The following is a 17472-nucleotide window of genomic DNA, read 5'->3' as shown; positions in this document are numbered from 1 at the left end:
GGCCGGGGCAGGTTCAGCGTGCGTTGCCGGCCGGCGGCGAGCCGTTGCGCATGGCGCGGAAGAAGTCGCCGCTGGGGTCGAGCACCATCATGTCGCTCTTGCTGCGGAAGGTGGCCCGGTAGGCCTCCAGGCTGCGGTAGAACTGGGCGAACTGCGGGTCGCGGCCGAAGGCCTCGGCATACAGCGCCGACGCCTTCGCATCGCCCTCACCCTTGATCTTCTGCGCGTCTCGGTAGGCCTCGGCGATGATCACTTCGCGCTGGCGGTCGGCATCGGCGCGGATCTTCTCGCCATCGGCGCCACCTTGCGAACGCAGCTCGTTGGCCACCTGCTTGCGCTCGGACTCCATCCGCCGGTAGACCGAATCGGTGATGTCGGCAACGAAGTCCACGCGCTTGATGCGCACGTCCAGGATCTCGATGCCGAAGGACTTGGCCTCGTCGGCCAGGCGCTTCTGCACGTCGCCCATCACCTTCTCGCGCTCGGTGGCCAGCACACCGCGCACGTCGCGCTTGGTGATCTCTTCGTTGAACGCGGCCTGCACGACGGGTGCCAGGCGGCTGTCGAGGTTGCGGAAGTCGGCACCGTTGTTGCGGATGAACTGGCGCGGGTCAGAGATGCGCCACTTCACGAGCCAGTCGATGACCAGGCTCTTCTTCTCGGCGGTGAAGATGGGCCGGGTCTCGGGGCTGTCAAGCGTCTGCACGCGCTTGTCGAGGAACACCACGTTCTGCAACGGTGGCGGCAGCTTGAACTTCAGGCCCGGCTCGGTGATGACCTCGCGGATCTCACCCAGCGCGTAGACCACGCCCACCTGGCGCTGGTCGACGACGAAGAGCGTGCTGCTGGCAATGAAGAGGGCCGCGAGGGCGCCGGCGACGATGAGTGCGATGCGGTTCATGTTCTGGGCTCCTCTCACCGGCCTTCGCGGTCACGCGAACGCGTGCCGTCGCGGGAGCGGATGTCGACACTCTGGGTGCCTGTGGGATCGACGAGCGACGGCGTCGGCGCCACCGCGGTGGCAGGGCCGGCGGCGGGCGTGGTGGCACCGCTTTGCTGCAGCAGCTTGTCCAGGGGCAGGTAGAGCAGGTTCGAGCCTGCCTTGCTGTCGACCATCACCTTCGTGACGTTGCTGTAGACCTGCTGCATGGTCTCCAGGTACAGGCGGTCGCGTGTGACGGCGGGCGCCTTCTGGTACTCGGTGAGCACCGAACGGAAACGCTGCGCATCACCTTCGGCCTGCGCCACCACGCGGGCGCGGTAGCCCTCGGCTTCTTCCAGAAGGCGGCTGGCCGTACCGCGCGCCTTCGGAATGACGTCGCTGGCGTAGGCCTGGCCTTCGTTCTTGAAGCGGTCGCGGTCGGCACCGGCCTTGAAGGCGTCGTTGAAGGCGGCCTGCACCTGCTCGGGCACCTGCACGTTCTGCATGTTGACGTTGGCCACCACGATGCCGGCCTTCAGGCGGTCGAGCTGCGCCTGGATCGACTTCACCAGATCGGCCGCGATGGCGTCGCGCTGCTCGTAAAGCACCTGGTCGACGCGGCTCTTGCCGACAATCTCGCGCACGGCGGATTCGGCGGCCATCACCACGGCTTCGTCAGGGCGGTTGTTCTCGAACAGGTAGGCGCGCGCATCGGCACGGCGGTACTGCACGGTGAACCGGATGTCGACGATGTTCTCGTCCTGCGTGAGCATCGACGAATCCTTCAGGCCCGTGGCCTGCACCACGCTGTTGCGGCCCACGTCCACCGACTGCAGCTGAGACACGGCCACGATCTCGTGTGCCTGCACCGGGAAGGGCAGCCGCCACTGGAAACCGGCGTCCAGCGTGCTGCTGTACTTGCCGAAGGTGGTGACGACGGCGCGGTTGCCTTCCTGCACGATGAAGAAACCGCTGCCCAGCCAGATCAGCGCCGCCACCACGGCGATCAGCCCGACGCCGATGCCGGCGCTCTTCATGTCGGGTTGGAAGGGGCTGCCACCGCCGGGCCCCTCATTGCCGCCACGCCCGGGCGGCGGGGCACCGGGCTTGCCGCCGAACAGGCCGCTGAGCTTGCGATTGAAGTCGCGCCAGAGTTCGTCGAGGTCGGGCGGTCCGTCGTTGCGGTTGTTGTAGCTGAGGCCGTCCTGGGCGCCAGCGGCGCTTGCACGGCGGCCCGGCAGCAAGCCTGCCAGCAGCGCACGCGAGGCGGCGGCGAGGTCGCTCAGACGCTCGGCGAAGGGGGGTTGGTGGGCTTGACGCATGCGGGTGCGGTCCAGGCTGTCTTCAGTGGGCGGCTGCCGGCGCGGAGCCGGCGAGCGGGGCGATGACGGGGGAGCCATCGGGCAAGGTCGGAATTGGGGTGCGCGCCGAAGCGTTCAAGTGCTCCAGCGCGATCTCTGCGATGGCCTGGCGCAAGGCTTCCAGGCCCTGCCCGGTGCGGGCGCTGACGAAGACACGCCGGCGGCGTACACCGGGGTGGGCCTCGATCCAGTCGGCCACCTCGCGCGACTGCTGCGAATCTTCGAGCAGGTCGCACTTGTTGTAGACCAGCAATTGAGGCACGCCATCGGCGCTGATCTCTTCCAGCACACGCTCCACCTCGGCCTGCTGCTCGGCCAGCAGCGGGCTGGCTGCGTCGATGACATGCAGCAGCAGGTCGGCCTCGGCGGCCTCTTGCAGCGTGGCGCGGAAGGCTTCCACCAGCTTGTGGGGCAGGTCGCGGATGAAGCCCACGGTGTCGGACAGCGACACCGAAGCCTGCGCCTCTCCCAGCCAGAGTGAACGCGTGGTGGTGTCCAGCGTGGCGAAAAGCTGGTCGGCGGCGTAGGCCTTGGCCTTGGTCAGGGTGTTGAACAGCGTGCTCTTGCCGGCATTGGTGTAGCCGACCAAGGAGATACGGAACGTGCCGCGGCGCTCGCGGGCCTTGCGCTGGGTGCCGCGCTGGCGCTTGACCTTCTCCAGGCGCTCTTTCACGCTCTTGATGCGGTCGCCGATCATGCGGCGGTCGAGTTCGATCTGCGCTTCACCCGGGCCGCCGCGCGTGCCGATGCCGCCGCGCTGGCGCTCCAGGTGGCTCCAGCGGCCGACCAGGCGCGTGGCCATGTACTGCAGGCGCGCCAGTTCCACCTGCAGCTTGCCCTCATGGCTTTGCGCGCGGTCGGCAAAGATGTCGAGGATGAGCGCCGTGCGGTCGGCCACCGGCACGCCGATGTGGCGTTCGAGGTTGCGCTGCTGCGCCGGGCTCAAGGCCTGGTCGAAGATCACGCCGTGGGCTGCTGTGGCGGCCACCAATGCCTTGATCTCGTCGGCCTTGCCGCTGCCGACGAAAAGTGCCGGGTCGGGCGCTCGGCGCCTGGCCGTCACGCGGGCCACCGCCATGTCACCGGCCGATTCGGCCAGCAAAGCCAATTCGTCGAGGGTGGGGTCGAAATGCGCTGACCCGCCGACGTCCACGCCGACGAGCACCGCCCGCGTAGGCTCGTCGCCGCGGCGGCCGGCGGTGGGTTCGGCGGAACTCAAGGTGGCGGCTGCGTCGTGCCGGCCGCTCAGGCCTGCTCGCCCGGTTCGTTGGCGTGGAAATTCACGGCCCGGCTGGGCACCACGGTGGAGATCGCGTGCTTGTAGACCATCTGCGTCACGGTGTTGCGAAGCAGCACCACGTACTGGTCGAACGACTCGATGTGGCCTTGGAGCTTGATGCCGTTGACCAGGTAGATGGACACGGGCACATGCTCTTTGCGCAGCAGGTTCAGAAAGGGGTCCTGCAGAAGTTGGCCTTTGTTGCTCACGATATTCTCCGTGTTGAAGTCGACGAGGGGTTCACGTTATCACAGGGCCTGCGGCCTGTAGCGAGCTACGGCCATTGGGTTCCCCTGGCCGCCCGAGGTTCCGCTCAGGAGGCCTTTTCGTCGAAAGGATTGGCCGCAGAACGCATTTCAATGCGGATGGGTGTCCCCACGAGCTTGAAGTGTTCGCGCAGGCGACTTTCCAGGTAGCGCTTGTAGCTGTCGGGCACGCGGTCGAGCGAAGTGCCGTGGATCACGACCACCGGCGGGTTCATGCCGCCCTGGTGCGCGTAGCGCATCTTGGGGCGGAAGCGCCCGTCGCGGCGCGGCGCCTGGTGCTCGGCCGCCTCGTGCACCAGACGCGTGAGCGCCGGGGTGCTCATCTTCAGCGTGGCCGAGGCATGCGCTGACAGCAGCGCCTTCCACACCGCCGAGAGCCCTGCGCGCTTCAGCGCCGAGATGTGCAGCACCGGCGCATACTTCATGAAGGTCAGCCGGCTCTCGATGCTGCGCTGCAGCGTCTGGCGCTGGTAGTCGTCGGTGGCGTCCCACTTGTTGATGGCGATCACCACCGCGCGGCCGCTTTCCAGGATGTAGCCGGCGATGTGCGCGTCCTGCTCGCTCACGCCCTGGGTGGCGTCGATGAGCAGCAGCACGACGTTGGCGTCTGCAATGGCCTGCAACGTCTTGACGACCGAGAACTTCTCGATCGCCTCGAAGACCTTGCCCTTGCGGCGCAGGCCGGCGGTGTCGATCAGCGTGAAGCGCCGCCCTTCCCGCTCGAAAGGCACCTGGATGGCGTCGCGCGTGGTGCCGGGCTGGTCGTAGGCGACCAGCCGCTCTTCGCCCAGCCAGGCGTTGATCAGCGTGCTCTTGCCGACGTTGGGGCGGCCACAGACGGCCAGGCGGATGGGGCGCTGTTCGTCGTCGGGGCCCGAGCCGAACTCGTCTTCTTCAGGCGTGAAGCCTTCCAGCGCCGCTTCCAGCAGGCTGCGGATGCCTTGCCCGTGCGCCGACGAGATGGGGTGCAGTTCGCCCAGCCCGAGCTCGTGGAATTCGGCCAGCAGCGGCGATTCCTGCATGCCCTCGGCCTTGTTCACGGCCAGCAGCACGCGCTTGTGCTGCGTGCGCAGGAACTTGGCGATGTCGTGGTCTTGCGCCGAAAGGCCCGCGCGCACGTCGACCACGAAGATCACCACGTCGGCCTCGGCCACGGCCTGGCGTGTCTGCTTGGCCATCTCGGCCACCACGCCGGTGGGCTTGTCGGGCTCGAAGCCGCCGGTGTCGACGACGATGAACTCCTGCGCACCCAGGCGCGCGTCGCCGTAGTGGCGGTCGCGCGTGAGGCCGGCGTAGTCGGCGACGATGGCGTCGCGGCTCTTTGTGATGCGGTTGAACAACGTCGACTTGCCGACGTTGGCCCGCCCGACGAGCGCGATGACGGGTTTCAAGGGGCGGCCTTCAGTTCGGGCGGAAGGCGTAGAGCCCGCCGTCGCGCGCGATGACGAGCATGGTCGTGCCGGAGAGAACGGGCGCGCCCAGCACCCCCTTGCTACCCGGCTGCAGGCGCAGTTGCGGTTCGCCAGTAGCGGCGTCCATGAAGTGGAGATAGCCCTGCTCGTCGCCGAACACAACGCTCGGGCCCACGGCCAGAGCGCCACCCAGGCCGCGGTAGAGCAATCTCTCGCTCTGCCAGGCCACGTCGCCCGTGCTGGCACGCCAGGCGGTGATGCGGTCGCTGGCGTCGGCGCCGATCACCAGCTCGGCGTTGCTCGCCACGGCCTGCGCACCCGCGTTGTTGCGCGACCAGAGCAAGGCGCCACGCGCGGCGTCGGCACAGCCCACGGCCGACTGGAAGGCACGGCCGCAGACGCGATCGCCCACGCGCACCATCGGTCCGATGAGATCGGCCAGGCGCTCCACCTCGTTGGTGCCGCGCGGCGAGGCCAGCGGCACCTCCCAGAGCACCGTGCCGCGCAGCGGGTCGAGCGCAGTGAGGCGCTGCCCCTGGGCCACGAGCAGGCTGTTGCGGAAGGCCGTCACCACGCTGGCCTGGGCCAGCGTCAGCGCGTCGCCCGGCTTGCTGTAGACCCACAGGCGGCGACCGTCCAGCGCGTCGAAGGCGTGAACGGCACGGTCGACACCCATCACGAACACACGCTCACCGCCCACGAAAGGCGGCGTCACCACGGCCGAGGGCACACGCTTGCGCCAGACCTCGCGGCCGTTGTCGAAGGTGACGACCTCGTTGCCGCGCGTCACCACGCTGGTGTAGCGGCCGTCGCTGCCCACGCCGGCGGCGATGGCGCCGCCTGCGCTGGCGCGCCAGAGTTCGCCACCGTCTTCGGCCTTCAGCGCACGCACCTCACCGCCACTGGCGACGAAGAACACGCCGCCCTGCACCGTGGGCACCATCGGAAAGTTGATGCTGCCGATGCTGGCCGACCAGACCTGGCGCGCCGAGATCTTGGCCGCCACCGGCTCCAGGGGCGTGGGCTTGGGCTTGTCAGCGGCGCAGCCGGCCAACATCAGCACCACGCCCGCGGCGCCCAGCCAACGCTGCCACGATGAACGCATCAGCGCCATCACTTCGAAGCCCCGGAAGCCGCAGACGCCGCCGCGGCGGGTGCGGCGCCAGGGGCCGCACCGATCGAACCGAGCTTGGCCTCGACCAAGCGGCGGTAGTCGAGCTTGGGGTCCATCGCGGCGTAGGCAGCCTGCCAGGCGGTGCGTGCCTCCGCCTTCTTGCCCTGGGCCATGAAGAGGTCGCCGCGCCGGTCGGCCACCAGCGCCGTGAACTCGGGTGCGGTGGCGGCGTCCAGCACCTTCAGGCCTTCGTCGAACTGCTTGGCATCGGCCAGCACGGCGGCCAGACGCAGACGCGCGATGGTGCGCATCTCGTCTTCGACGCCGTTCTCGGCGACCCAGGTCAGGCTGGCCTTGGCGGCATCGGACTGGCCCTTGTCGACCTGCACCTTGGCGGCCGTGAGGCCGCCCTGCTGGGTGATAGGCGCTTTCGGGAAGCGTTGGCGCATGTCGGCGAAGACGCGCGCCGTCTTCTCGGCATCACCGGCGGCCGCTGCGCGGTCGAGTTCCTCGAACATCGCGCCGGCCTTCACGCCCTGGTCGCGCTGCCAGAAGTTCCAGCCGTTCCAGGCGGCGAAACCGCCCAGCACCAGCACGAGGGTCCAGGTGATCAGGTTGCCCTGCTTCTTCCAGAACGACTTGAGCGCGTCGAGTTGCTCCTGCTCTTGCAGGTCGAGTTGTGTGGCCATGGGTGCGGGGCGCCCGTTTCTGAAGGGAAAAAAGAGTGCGGGATTATGCGTTGCGCAGTTCGCCGGCCCAGGCGGCAGCCTCGGCCAGAGAACGGCTGCTCTGCGCAGCCGCGGCATCGCGCAGCGGCTTGAGAGCGACTTCACCGCGCGCGAGCTCGTCGGCACCGAAGACCAGCGCCCAGCGCGCACCGCTGGCATCGGCCTTCTTGAACTGGCTCTTCATGCTGCCCCCGCCGCCGTTGAGCACCACGGCCAGGCCCTGCGCGCGCAGGGTCTCCAGCAGCGGCATCACCTGCGGCAGGGCGGCGAGATCGGGCACCACGGCGTAGGCGTCGGGCGCGGCCGGCGGCGGCTGCAGCTCCAGCGCTTCCAGCAGCAGCAGCAGGCGTTCGATCCCCAGGCCGAAGCCCACGCCGGGCGCGGGCTTGCCACCCAGCTGCTCGATCAGCTGGTCGTAGCGGCCGCCACCGCACACCGTGGCCTGCGAGCCCAGGTGCGGCGTGACCCACTCGAAGACGGTGAGGTTGTAGTAATCCATGCCGCGCACCAGCCGCGGGTTCACGCGGTAGGCCAGGCCGGCAGCGTCCAGCACCGCGCGCAGCGCGTTGAAGTGAGCCAGCGAGGCCTCGCCCAGGAAATCCATCAAGCGCGGCGCGGCGTCCACCAGCGCCTGCATCGCGGGGTTCTTGGTGTCCAGGATGCGCAGCGGGTTGCTGTGCAGGCGGCGCTTGGCTTCTTCGTCCAGCTGCCCGGCGTTCGCTTCGAGGTAGGCGATGAGCGCGGCACGGTGCGCCTTGCGCTCCTCCGGCTGGCCCAGGCTGTTGATCTCCAGCGTGACGTCGCTGCCTTCCTTCAGGCCCAGCTCGCGCCACAGCGCGCGCACCATCAGGATGAGCTCGGCATCGACATCCGGCCCGGCGTGGCCGAAGGCTTCAACGTCCAGCTGGTGGAACTGCCGGTAGCGGCCCTTCTGCGGGCGCTCGTGGCGGAACATCGGGCCCATCTGCCAGACGCGCAGCGGGCCGTTGTAGAGCGCGTTGTGCTCGTTGATCGCGCGCACCATGCCGGCCGTGGCCTCGGGGCGCAGCGTGAGGCGGTCGCCATTCATGCTGTCTTCGAAGGAATACATCTCCTTCTCGACGATGTCGGTCACCTCGCCCAGCCCGCGCACGAACAGTGCGGTGGGCTCGACGATGGGCGTGCGCAGCCCGCGGTAGCCGTAACGCGCCATCACGCGTCGCACGGTGTCTTCGAACCACTCCCAGCGCGCCGAGTCGGCGGGCAGGATGTCGTTCATGCCTTTGACGGCGGTGAGTTTTTCAGCCATGAGAAGGGACGGCGCTGTGTTGCGCCGGAGTGGTTCGAGGGGCGGGCGGGCGCAGGGGCGGCAGCGTCAATGCGCAGCCGTCGCGGTTCCGAATCGCTTCGCGATGTAGTCCTCGACGATCTGGTGGAACTCGTGGACGATGCCCTCGCCGCGCAGCGTCATGGCCTTCTCGCCATCGATGTACACCGGCGCGGCCGGGGCCTCGCCCGTGCCCGGCAGGCTGATGCCGATGTCGGCGTGCTTGCTCTCGCCCGGGCCGTTGACGATGCAGCCCATCACGGCCACCTTCATCGTCTCCACGCCCGGGTACTTGGTCTTCCACACCGGCATCTGCGCGCGCAGGAAGTCGTCGATCTGCTTGGCCAGCTCCTGGAAGGTGGTGCTGGTCGTGCGGCCGCAGCCCGGGCAGGCGGTGACGCTGGGGTTGAAGCTGCGCAGGCCCAGGCTCTGCAGGATCTCGGCAGCCACCACCACCTCCTGCGTGCGCGCCTCGCCGGGCTGCGGCGTCAGGCTCACGCGGATGGTGTCGCCGATGCCTTCCTGCAGCAGGATGGACAAGGCCGTGGCGCTGGCCACCGTGCCCTTGGTGCCCATGCCGGCTTCGGTGAGGCCGAGGTGCAGCGCGTAGTCGCAGCGCTTGGCCAGCGCACGGTAGACGCTGATCAGGTCCTGCACGCCGCTGACCTTGCAGCTGATGATGATGTTGTCGGGGTTCAGGCCGATTTCCCGTGCGTAGTCGGCCGAGCTCAGCGCGCTCTGCACCAGGGCCTGGTACATCACCTGCTTCGCATCCAGCGGCACGGCGCGCTTGGCGTTCTGGTCCATCAGCTCGGCCAGCAGTTCCTGGTCGAGGCTGCCCCAGTTCACGCCGATGCGCACCACCTTGTCGTACTTGGCGGCGGCCTCCACCATCATCGCGAACTGGCGGTCGCGCTTGTCGCCCTTGCCCACGTTGCCGGGGTTGATGCGGTACTTGCTGAGCGCCTGCGCCATCGCCGGAAACTCGGTCAGCAGGCGGTGGCCGTTGAAGTGGAAATCACCCACCAGCGGCACCGGGATGCCCATGCGGTCGAGCTGCTCGCGGATGTGCGGCACGGCCTCGGCGGCCTCGGGCGTGTTCACGGTGATGCGCACCAGCTCGCTGCCGGCCTGCGCCAGTTCCTTGCACTGGATGGCGGTGCCGATGGCGTCCACCGTGTCGGTGTTCGTCATGCTCTGGATGCGCACCGGCGCGTCGCCGCCGATGGTGACGACGTGGTCGCCCCAGGCCACGCGCGCCTGGCGCGAACGCCGGGGAGCAGGCCAGGCGGCCTCGATGATGTCGACAGCGTCGGGTGCGTTCATGGCAGGGTCTCGTTCACTCGGGGGGCGCGTTCGCGGGCGCCGGCTGGACTAGCGCAATTCCACGCGCGCAACATTCTCGCGCGTGCTCGGCCCCAGGTCGTAGGGGCGGCCGCGGAAAGCCAGCTGCGTGCCGGCGGCATTGCCGATCACCAGGCGCATCGGCAGGCTGCCGTCCACGCCCACGGTCTCGCCAGGCTGCACGGTGCGCGAGAGCAGCAGCTGCCCGTTGCCATCGCGCACTTCCACCCAGCTGGCTTCGGTGCTGCGCAGTTGCAGCAGGCTGGCCACGGCCGGTGTGTTGGCAGGCACGGGCGGGGGGCTTGCAGCGTTGGGCGCAGCCAGCCCCGTGACAGCCGGGGCGACAGGCGCCGTGGCGGGCTCGCTGGCCGCGGCCTCGGGACCTTGGGCCGCGAAGACCGTTTCGATGAGGGGCTGCGAAGCCGCCAGCATGGCGCCACTGGCCGCCAGCACAGGCGCCGAAGCCGCGAGATCCGGGGCCAGGGGCGCCGAGGCCGGCGCAGCGACCGGCGCCACGACGGGCGCGCCCTGCAGGCCCATCCACCAATGGCCGGGCACGAAGATCACCGCCAAGGCGGCCAAAATGAACAGCAGGGTCGCCCACAGCATGGGCTTGCGGGCCGCCCCGGCGACCAGGCCCGGATCCTCGCGCCCCGGCCGGTCGCGGAAAGGGGCGTTGAGCCCGCCACGGGCCGGTTCGAGGGCCACGGTCAGCGGGGCTGGCGGCATCAGGTCGAGCACGGCGCGGGCATCGATCTTCAGCGATCGGCACACCGTCTGGGCCAAGGCACGCGTGAAGGTCGCGTCGGGCAGTTCGTCGTAGCGGTCGCCTTCCAGGGCTTCCAGCTTGCGCGGCGAAACCTTGATCGACGCTGCCAGCGCGGCGATGTGCAGCCCCTGCCGTTCGCGCGCGGCGCGCAGCAGCGCACCGGCCGAGCCGGCGCCTCCCGTGGGGCCCGCCTGGGGCTCAGTCATCGAAACGCCCTCTCTCGAACAGCAGCACTTCCGGCGAATTCGGGAATCGCTCCTGCAGCTTGCGGCCGAAGTCCTGCACGCCCTGCAGGTTGCCCAGACGCCGCTCGATGCGCGCCGCCAGCCACAGGCTCTGCGCGCTGCTCAGCTCCGGTTGCGCATTGATGCGCGAGATGTAGAAGCGCGCGCGCTCCAGCTCGCCGCGGCGCAGCAGCACGTCGCTGAGGTTGTAGGCCGTCACCGGGTTGGCCGGGTCGAGTTCGTAGGAACGCGACAGCGTGCGCTCGGCCTCGGCCCAGCGGCCGGCACGCGCCTGGCAAACGCCCTGGGCCAGCAGCGTGCGCGTGGCGTCGCGGTACTGCGGCTGGGCCAGTGCGTTGGTGAACTGCGCCTCGGCCTCGGGCCAGCGCTGCTGCTGGCACAGGAACCAGCCGTAGTTGTGCATGGTGCCGCCCTCGCGCGGGGCGAGTTGCAGCGCGCGCTGGAACGCTTGGTCCGCCAGCTGGCTGTCGCCCTTGCTGGCCAGCGCCAGGGCACGCAGGTTGTAGGCGTCGGGCAGGTCGGGCTTGGCGGCCAGGGCCTTCTGCACCTCTTCAAGCGCGGTGTCAGCCTGGCCCCGGCCCAGGTACAGCGCGGCCAATTCCAGGCGCACGCGGGCGCGCTTGTCGGGGTCGGCCGGGTCGCTGGGGGTGCGTGCGGGCTCGGCGCCCGAGGTGGTGGTGGTGGTGCTGACGCATCCACCCATCAAGCCAGCCAGGCCCAGCCAGAGCGCCAGGAGGTACCCCGGGGTGCGCGTGCAGATCGTGTTCATGCCGGGCCTCCAGCCACGATGGGGATCACGGCGCGCTGGCGCGCCAGGCGGTCGCGTGCATTCGTGCGGTCCTGCACCTCGCCGGCCAGCTGGCCGCAGGCGGCGTCGATGTCGTCACCGCGTGTCTTGCGCACGGTGGTGACGATGCCGGCGGCCTGCAGCACCTGTGCGAAGGCCTGCACGCGCTCGCGCGGCGAACGCAGCAGACCCGATGCCGGGAAGGGGTTGAAGGGAATCAGGTTCAGCTTGCAGGGCAGCCGCGTCTTGAGCAGCTTCACCAGCGCCTGCGCATGCTCGGGCGTGTCGTTGACGCCATCGAGCATGCAGTACTCGAAGGTGATGAAGTCGCGCGGCGCGGCGCTGAGGTAACGCACGCAAGCGTCGAGCAGCTCTTCGATCGGGTACTTGCGGTTCAGCGGCACGAGGTGATCGCGCAGCGTGTCGTCGGGGGCGTGCAACGACACGGCCAGCGCCACCGGGCAATCGTCGCGCAGGCGGTCGATCATCGGCACCACGCCCGAGGTGGACACCGTCACGCGGCGGCGGCTCAGGCCGTAGGCGTGGTCGTCGAGCATGGTGCGCAGCGCCGGCACGAGCGCGCTGTAGTTCTGCAGCGGCTCGCCCATGCCCATCATCACGACGTTGTCGATGGCGCGCTCGCCCTCTTTCAGGCCCAGCGTCTGGCGCAGGCGGTGCTCGGCGAACCACAGCTGCGCAATGATTTCACCGGTGCTGAGGTTGCGGCTGAAACCCTGGTGCCCCGTGCTGCAGAAGCGGCAGCCCACGGCGCAACCGGCCTGCGAGCTGACGCACAGCGTGCCACGGTCGGTTTCAGGGATGAAGACAGTCTCGACCGCGTTGCCATCGGCCACATCGAACAGCCACTTGGTGGTGCCGTCTGCGGAGACGTGTTCGCTGATCAGCGGCAGGCCGCGCACTTCGGCGGCACCGGCGAGCTTGCCTCGCAGGCTCTTGGCCAGGTCGGACATCTGCTCGAAGTCGGCCTGGCCCTTCTGGTGGACCCAGCGGTAGAGCTGGACGGCGCGGAAGCGCTTTTCGCCCAGTCCTTCGCAGAAGGCCGCCAGCCCCTCGAGATCGAAGTCGAGCAGGTTGACGGCCATCGCGGTTTTACCGGCTGTAGACGTTCATGCCGGGGAAGAAGAACGCGATCTCGACCGCAGCGGTCTCGGGCGCGTCGCTGCCGTGCACGGCGTTGGCGTCGATGCTGTCGGCGAAGTCGGCGCGGATGGTGCCCTTCTCGGCCTTCTTCGGGTCGGTGGCGCCCATCAGCTCGCGGTTCTTGGCGATGGCGCCTTCACCTTCCAGCGCCTGGATCATCACCGGGCCGCTGATCATGAAGCTGACCAGGTCGTTGAAGAAGGGGCGTGCCTTGTGCACGGCGTAGAAGGCCTCGGCCTCGCCACGCGAGAGGTGCACCATCTTCGCGGCGACGACCTTCAGGCCGGCACCTTCGAAACGGGCGTAGATCTGGCCGATGACGTTCTTGGCCACGGCGTCGGGCTTGATGATGGAAAGGGTGCGTTCAATGGCCATGATGAAAAGTTCTCCTGAATCAACGACTTGGCAAAGCTTTTGATTGTAGCGCGGCGCCCGGGGTGTTCAGCTCCCTGAGCGCGGCACGCCATCCAATGTGGGACGGGTTCAGCGCCCGCCCTTGCGTCCACCCCTGGCGCCGCCCTTCGGGCCGCCGGGCTTGCCCCCACCACCGCCGCCGCCACCGCCGGTGTTCGGGCGGCGCGGGCCGCCGCGGCCGCCACCGCCGCCGCCCTTGCCCTTGCGCAGGAAGGCATCGGCGCCGATGTAGCCCACGGCCGTCTGCAGCGGATCGGGCACGCGGTTCGGATCACCGCCGCCCTTCTTGGGGCCGCCGGCACGGCCGTTGCGCCCACCGCGCTTGCCCTGGCCCCCGGCCGCACTGCCACCGGGGCCGAAACCACCGCCTCCACCCCCGCCGGCGAAACGCCGGTCGTAGGTCTGCTGCAAGGGGTTCGGGATCGGGCCGTCTTCCGGGATGTCGCGTTGCGGCTGGCGGTCGCGCATCAGCGCACGCTTGTCGTAGGTCTGCTGCAGCGGGTTCGGGATCGGGCCGTCTTCCGGGATCTCGCGCTTCTTCGCGCGCTCTTGCTGGATGGCGCGCTTGTCGAAGGTCTGCTGCAAGGGGTTGGGAATGAAACCGATGTCGCCTTCGCCGCGCGGCGGGCGCGGTTCACGCGGCTCGCGCGGCGGCCGGGCCTCGCGCGGCGGACGCGGCGGCTGCTCGGGGCGCGGGCCCCGGTCGCCCATCGGCGGGCGGGCCTCACGCGGCTCGGCACGGCCCTTGCCGCCGCGGCGGTTGCGGTCGCGGCGGCCGCCCTCGCCGTCAGCAGCATCGCGGGGCGGCCGCGTGTCGTCGCCCTCGGGGCGGTCGGTACGTTCAGGTCGCGCCACGCCGGCCAGGCGGCGCAGGTTGCGCAGGTCGCCTTCGTCGAGTTCGACCCAGACCCCGCGCTTCAGACCGCGCGGCAGCACCACGCTGCCGTAGCGGATGCGGATCAGCCGGCTGACGGCATGGCCCACGGCCTCGAACAGGCGGCGCACCTCGCGGTTGCGGCCTTCGGTGATGACGCAGCGGTACCAGTGGTTCACGCCTTCGCCGCCACCGTCGTCGATGCTCTTGAAGGCACAGCGCTGGCCGTCGATGTCCACACCTTCCAGCAGCTTGGCCTTGGCTTCTGCGCCCAGCACGCCCAGCGAGCGCACGGCGTACTCGCGCTCCACGCCGAAACGCGGGTGCATCAGCTGGTTGGCCAGTTCACCGGAGGTGGTGAACAGCAGCAGGCCTTCGGTGTTGATGTCGAGCCGGCCCACGCTCTGCCACTTGCCTTGCGGCAGGCGCGGCAGGCGGCGGAAGACGGTGGGGCGCTGCTGCGGGTCGTCGTGCGTGACCACCTCGCCGGCCGGCTTGTGATACGCCAGCACGCGCGCCGGCGGCGGCGCGATGCGGTAACGCACAGGCTTGCCATCGAGAGCGATGCGGTCGCCGAAGCTCACGCGCTGACCGATGTGCGCGCGTTCGCCGTTCACGGTGAAGCGGCCGTCGGCAATCATCTGCTCCAGGTCGCGGCGCGAACCGACGCCGGCCTGCGCCAGCACCTTGTGCAGCTTGGGCGCGTCGGCTTCGGGCGCCAGCACGCGGCGCGGCTGGCCGTCTTCGCCACCGCCCGCCGCATCGGCGGCTTCGGGCGGCTGTTCGCCGTCGCCCTGGGGCTCGACAGGCGCCGTGCCCTCGTCGGCCGCCGCTTCGGCCACAGGCGCAGCGGCAGTTTCGGGTGCAGCGGCGGCATCGCCATCGGCTGCGGGTTCGGTGTCGAACTCGCCCGAAAGCACCTGCGCGAACAAGGCCTCGGTCACGGGCTGCAGGGCCTGCACCAACGGGGCAGCGCCCTCGCCGGCCTCGGCACCGTCGCGGGCACCGCCCCGGCGGCCCCTGCGGCGGTTGCGGCCGCGGCGGCCACCGGGGCGGCCATCGTCCGCGCCAGCTTCGGCAGGCGGGCCACCGGCCCCACCCTCGTCCGGGCCCGCCGCTGTGGCTTCGGCTGCCGGCGCCGCAGCCGCGCTCACCATCTCGGCAGGCACAGGCGGCGCGCTCTGCACCGCGTCCACGGCCCCTTCCGCCGGGCCTGCGGCGGCCACGCTGCGCTTGCGCCGCGGCTTTGCTGGCAGCGCGCCGGCAGCAGCTTCGAGCGGCGGTGCGGCCTCGCCTGCAGCCTCGGGCGCGACGGCATCGGCGGCCTCGGCCACCTTGCGCGGTGTGCGCTTGCGCTTGGGCTTGTCGGCCGGGGCCTCGGGCCCGGCGCCAGCGCCAGTGTCCGGGGGCAGCTCGTTGTCGGAAGGGTTCATGCGGGCTTGTCGTTGACGGTGGAAGGTGCGGCTTCAACGGCCGCGGGGTCGGTGCCGACGGTCGGCAACGGGTCTTGTGGGGGTGGTGCGGGTGGCACTTCGGCGGAAAGCGCGCCTTCAGGGGCCTCAGACGTGCCCGCCGGGGCTGCAGCCTCCTGCAGGGCCTCCAGTGGCAGGCTCGCCTGGGCGCCTTCCAGCAGGTCGGGCAACTCGGGCGCCTGGGCCAGGGCCTCGAAGGAACGTGCGGCCGATTCGGCGCCATCGATCGGCGGCAGCTGGTCCAGGCTGGCCAGGCCGAGATCGTCCAGGAACTGGCGCGTGGTGGCGTACAGGGCCGGCCGGCCTGGGGCCTCGCGATAGCCGATGGCGTCGATCCAGCCGCGGTCCTCGAGCTGCTTGACGATCTGGCTGCTGACGGTGACACCGCGGATGTCCTCGATGTCGCCGCGCGTCACGGGCTGGCGGTAGGCCACGATGGCCAGTGTCTCCATCGCGGCGCGCGAGTACTTCGGCGGCTTCTCGGGGTGCAGGCGGTCGAGGTACACCCGCAGTTCGGGCCGGCTCTGGAAACGCCAGCCGCTGGCCAACGCCACGAGTTCGACGCCGCGGTCCTGCCAGTCGTTGACGAGTTCGTCGAGCAGGCGGCGCAAGGTGTCGGCGCCGATCTCGTGGTTGAACAAGGCCTTCATCTCGGCCAGCGGCAAAGGTGCGCTGGCGCAGATCAACGCCGTTTCGAGGACACGTTTGGCCTCAGCTGTGTTCATGGCCTGCGCTGGGTGCGGCCACGGCCCGGGCCGTGGTCTTGAGTTCATCCGAAGGGTCGGGGGCCGCGAGGCCGGCAGCGGCCGGGGCGCGGATTGGGCCCGGTGCGGCGAGGTGCCGGCAGCGGGCGGGTGCAGCGAGTCGAACAGGCGCGGAACGCGTTTGGCGTGCGGCGGCGCTGCGAAAGCCGCTTGATTGTAGCCCCGATCTCGCGACGGGCCGCCTTCAGCCGCACACCCTCTGCCAGGCCTGCGCGAAATCGGCCGGCGGCGGGCAATCGAAAGCCAGCGGCGCGCGCGAGACCGGGTGCGCCAGTTCGAGATGCGTGGCGTGCAGCGCCTGGCGGGCCATGCCGAGCGCCGGCTTGCCGCCGTACAGGGCATCGGCCACCAGCGGGTGACCGCGGTGCGCCAGGTGCACGCGGATCTGGTGCGTGCGCCCAGTGTGCAAAGTGCAGCGCAGCGCGCACACGCCCTCGCCGTTGGCCAGCACGGCCACGTCGGTGCGTGCCGGCTTGCCACCGCCCACCACGGCCATGCGCACCCGCACGGACGGATCGCGTCCGATGGGCGCCTCCACCGTGAAGGCCTCGGCCGTGGGCAGGCCGTGCGCCAGCGCCAGGTAGCTGCGGTGCACATGGCGGGCTGCGATGTCGCGCACGAGCGCCGTCACGGCCGGCAACGTCTTGCCCACCATCATCACGCCCGAGGTGTCCTTGTCGAGCCGGTGCACGATGCCTGCGCGCGGCAAGGCCGCAGCCCCCGGGTGGCGCGCCAGCAGGCCGTTGAGCAGGGTACCCGACCAGTTGCCCGGTGCCGGGTGCACCACCAGCCCCGCGGGCTTGTCGATGACCAGCAAGTCGTCGTCTTCGTACAGCACAACCAACGGCAAGGCCTGAGGTCGGTAGGCTCGGCTTTCGTCGGTGGGCACCAGTTCGATCTGCACCGCCTGGCCGGCGCGCATGCGGCGCGAGGCGGCACCGCCCGCAGCGGCGTCGACCTGCACATGGCCGAGTTCCAGCAGGTGCTGCAAGTGGCTGCGCGAGAACTCGGGAGCCAGTGCAACCAGGACCTTGTCGAGCCGTTCGCCATGCTGAGCGGTGGACACGGTGCCGGTGCGGACCTCGGCGGGACTGTCGACGCCCGCTCCGGCGTCTTCGGAGGCGTCTTCGGGGAACTGCTCGGCAGTGCTGGCGGGAGCCAGCTTCGTGAGGCTTGCCGGTGCAGCGGAGCCGGCTCGAGGCGGCATGGGCGGCTCCCTATAATCAGCGCCTTCTTGCACGACCGGCACCTTTC

The 17472-nt window shown here is 70.0% G+C and carries 16 protein-coding genes; all 16 read right to left on the bottom strand.

Annotation, left to right across the window (positions count from 1 at the left end; translation table 11 throughout):
- Nucleotides 1-13 precede the first annotated feature (13 nt).
- Nucleotides 14-901: a protease modulator HflC gene (gene hflC, locus EOE66_RS15245; protein WP_128229561.1), complete on the bottom strand. Its 888-nt coding sequence runs from the start codon at nucleotides 899-901 to the stop codon at nucleotides 14-16.
- 14 nt (nucleotides 902-915) lie between these two features.
- Entirely contained in the window at nucleotides 916-2244 is a 1329-nt protein-coding gene (gene hflK, locus EOE66_RS15240) for an FtsH protease activity modulator HflK (protein ID WP_128229560.1), read from the bottom strand.
- Between the two features lie 22 nt (nucleotides 2245-2266).
- Nucleotides 2267-3502: a GTPase HflX gene (gene hflX / locus EOE66_RS15235; RefSeq protein WP_245479053.1), complete on the bottom strand. Its 1236-nt coding sequence runs from the start codon at nucleotides 3500-3502 to the stop codon at nucleotides 2267-2269.
- Nucleotides 3503-3528: 26 nt separating this feature from the next.
- Nucleotides 3529-3771, bottom strand: coding sequence for an RNA chaperone Hfq (hfq, locus tag EOE66_RS15230; RefSeq protein ID WP_054138840.1), 243 nt, complete (start codon nucleotides 3769-3771; stop codon nucleotides 3529-3531).
- A 104-nt stretch (nucleotides 3772-3875) separates the two neighbouring features.
- Nucleotides 3876-5219: a ribosome biogenesis GTPase Der gene (gene der / locus EOE66_RS15225; RefSeq protein ID WP_128229559.1), complete on the bottom strand. Its 1344-nt coding sequence runs from the start codon at nucleotides 5217-5219 to the stop codon at nucleotides 3876-3878.
- A 10-nt stretch (nucleotides 5220-5229) separates the two neighbouring features.
- The gene (bamB, locus tag EOE66_RS15220) at nucleotides 5230-6345 is read right to left on the bottom strand and encodes an outer membrane protein assembly factor BamB (RefSeq protein ID WP_128229558.1); all 1116 of its coding nucleotides are present in this window, start codon (nucleotides 6343-6345) and stop codon (nucleotides 5230-5232) included.
- A gap of 8 nt (nucleotides 6346-6353) precedes the next feature.
- Nucleotides 6354-7043 carry a YfgM family protein gene (locus tag EOE66_RS15215; protein ID WP_128229557.1) on the bottom strand — a complete coding sequence of 230 codons (690 nt, stop codon included), beginning with the start codon at nucleotides 7041-7043 and terminating at the stop codon, nucleotides 6354-6356.
- Nucleotides 7044-7086: 43 nt separating this feature from the next.
- The gene (hisS, locus tag EOE66_RS15210) at nucleotides 7087-8370 is read right to left on the bottom strand and encodes a histidine--tRNA ligase (RefSeq protein WP_128229556.1); all 1284 of its coding nucleotides are present in this window, start codon (nucleotides 8368-8370) and stop codon (nucleotides 7087-7089) included.
- Between the two features lie 66 nt (nucleotides 8371-8436).
- Entirely contained in the window at nucleotides 8437-9714 is a 1278-nt protein-coding gene (ispG, locus tag EOE66_RS15205) for a flavodoxin-dependent (E)-4-hydroxy-3-methylbut-2-enyl-diphosphate synthase (protein WP_128229555.1), read from the bottom strand.
- Between the two features lie 48 nt (nucleotides 9715-9762).
- Nucleotides 9763-10707 carry a helix-turn-helix domain-containing protein gene (locus EOE66_RS15200; RefSeq protein WP_128229554.1) on the bottom strand — a complete coding sequence of 315 codons (945 nt, stop codon included), beginning with the start codon at nucleotides 10705-10707 and terminating at the stop codon, nucleotides 9763-9765.
- Entirely contained in the window at nucleotides 10700-11515 is an 816-nt protein-coding gene (pilW, locus tag EOE66_RS15195; RefSeq protein WP_164885121.1) for a type IV pilus biogenesis/stability protein PilW, read from the bottom strand. The genes EOE66_RS15200 and pilW overlap by 8 nt, the downstream gene beginning before the upstream one ends.
- Nucleotides 11512-12636 carry a dual-specificity RNA methyltransferase RlmN gene (gene rlmN, locus EOE66_RS15190; RefSeq protein ID WP_128229553.1) on the bottom strand — a complete coding sequence of 375 codons (1125 nt, stop codon included), beginning with the start codon at nucleotides 12634-12636 and terminating at the stop codon, nucleotides 11512-11514. Before rlmN ends, pilW begins: the two co-directional genes overlap by 4 nt.
- A gap of 7 nt (nucleotides 12637-12643) precedes the next feature.
- Nucleotides 12644-13069 (bottom strand): nucleoside-diphosphate kinase, encoded by a 426-nt coding sequence (ndk, locus tag EOE66_RS15185; protein WP_128229552.1) that lies wholly within the window; start codon nucleotides 13067-13069, stop codon nucleotides 12644-12646.
- Nucleotides 13070-13177: 108 nt separating this feature from the next.
- A complete protein-coding gene (locus EOE66_RS15180) occupies nucleotides 13178-15415 on the bottom strand; it encodes a pseudouridine synthase (RefSeq protein WP_128229551.1) in 2238 nt (745 codons plus the stop codon).
- Complete coding sequence (scpB, locus tag EOE66_RS15175; RefSeq protein ID WP_128229550.1) at nucleotides 15412-16179, bottom strand: SMC-Scp complex subunit ScpB; 768 nt, start codon at nucleotides 16177-16179, stop codon at nucleotides 15412-15414. The genes EOE66_RS15180 and scpB overlap by 4 nt, the downstream gene beginning before the upstream one ends.
- A gap of 223 nt (nucleotides 16180-16402) precedes the next feature.
- Nucleotides 16403-17425, bottom strand: a complete 1023-nt coding sequence (locus EOE66_RS15170) for an RluA family pseudouridine synthase (protein WP_128229549.1) — start codon at nucleotides 17423-17425, stop codon at nucleotides 16403-16405.
- Between the last annotated feature and the right edge of the window lie 47 nt (nucleotides 17426-17472).

The sequence above is a fragment of the Rubrivivax rivuli genome, from assembly GCF_004016505.1.
Lineage (GTDB): Bacteria > Pseudomonadota > Gammaproteobacteria > Burkholderiales > Burkholderiaceae_C > Rubrivivax > Rubrivivax rivuli.
The sequence above is the reverse complement of the archived record's forward strand: the minus strand, read 5'-3'. Positions and strand labels throughout refer to the sequence as shown.

What these genes read in the sequence shown, in the direction of transcription:
- hflC (WP_128229561.1), bottom strand. Translation starts at nt 901, where the DNA reads ATGAACCGCATCGCACTCATCGTCGCCGGCGCCCTCGCGGCCCTCTTC.
- hflK (WP_128229560.1), bottom strand. Translation starts at nt 2,244, where the DNA reads ATGCGTCAAGCCCACCAACCCCCCTTCGCCGAGCGTCTGAGCGACCTC.
- bamB (WP_128229558.1), bottom strand. Translation starts at nt 6,345, where the DNA reads ATGCGTTCATCGTGGCAGCGTTGGCTGGGCGCCGCGGGCGTGGTGCTG.
- EOE66_RS15215 (WP_128229557.1), bottom strand. Translation starts at nt 7,043, where the DNA reads ATGGCCACACAACTCGACCTGCAAGAGCAGGAGCAACTCGACGCGCTC.
- hisS (WP_128229556.1), bottom strand. Translation starts at nt 8,370, where the DNA reads ATGGCTGAAAAACTCACCGCCGTCAAAGGCATGAACGACATCCTGCCC.
- ispG (WP_128229555.1), bottom strand. Translation starts at nt 9,714, where the DNA reads ATGAACGCACCCGACGCTGTCGACATCATCGAGGCCGCCTGGCCTGCT.
- EOE66_RS15200 (WP_128229554.1), bottom strand. Translation starts at nt 10,707, where the DNA reads ATGACTGAGCCCCAGGCGGGCCCCACGGGAGGCGCCGGCTCGGCCGGT.
- pilW (WP_164885121.1), bottom strand. Translation starts at nt 11,515, where the DNA reads ATGAACACGATCTGCACGCGCACCCCGGGGTACCTCCTGGCGCTCTGG.
- rlmN (WP_128229553.1), bottom strand. Translation starts at nt 12,636, where the DNA reads ATGGCCGTCAACCTGCTCGACTTCGATCTCGAGGGGCTGGCGGCCTTC.
- ndk (WP_128229552.1), bottom strand. Translation starts at nt 13,069, where the DNA reads ATGGCCATTGAACGCACCCTTTCCATCATCAAGCCCGACGCCGTGGCC.
- EOE66_RS15180 (WP_128229551.1), bottom strand. Translation starts at nt 15,415, where the DNA reads ATGAACCCTTCCGACAACGAGCTGCCCCCGGACACTGGCGCTGGCGCC.
- scpB (WP_128229550.1), bottom strand. Translation starts at nt 16,179, where the DNA reads ATGAACACAGCTGAGGCCAAACGTGTCCTCGAAACGGCGTTGATCTGC.
- EOE66_RS15170 (WP_128229549.1), bottom strand. Translation starts at nt 17,425, where the DNA reads ATGCCGCCTCGAGCCGGCTCCGCTGCACCGGCAAGCCTCACGAAGCTG.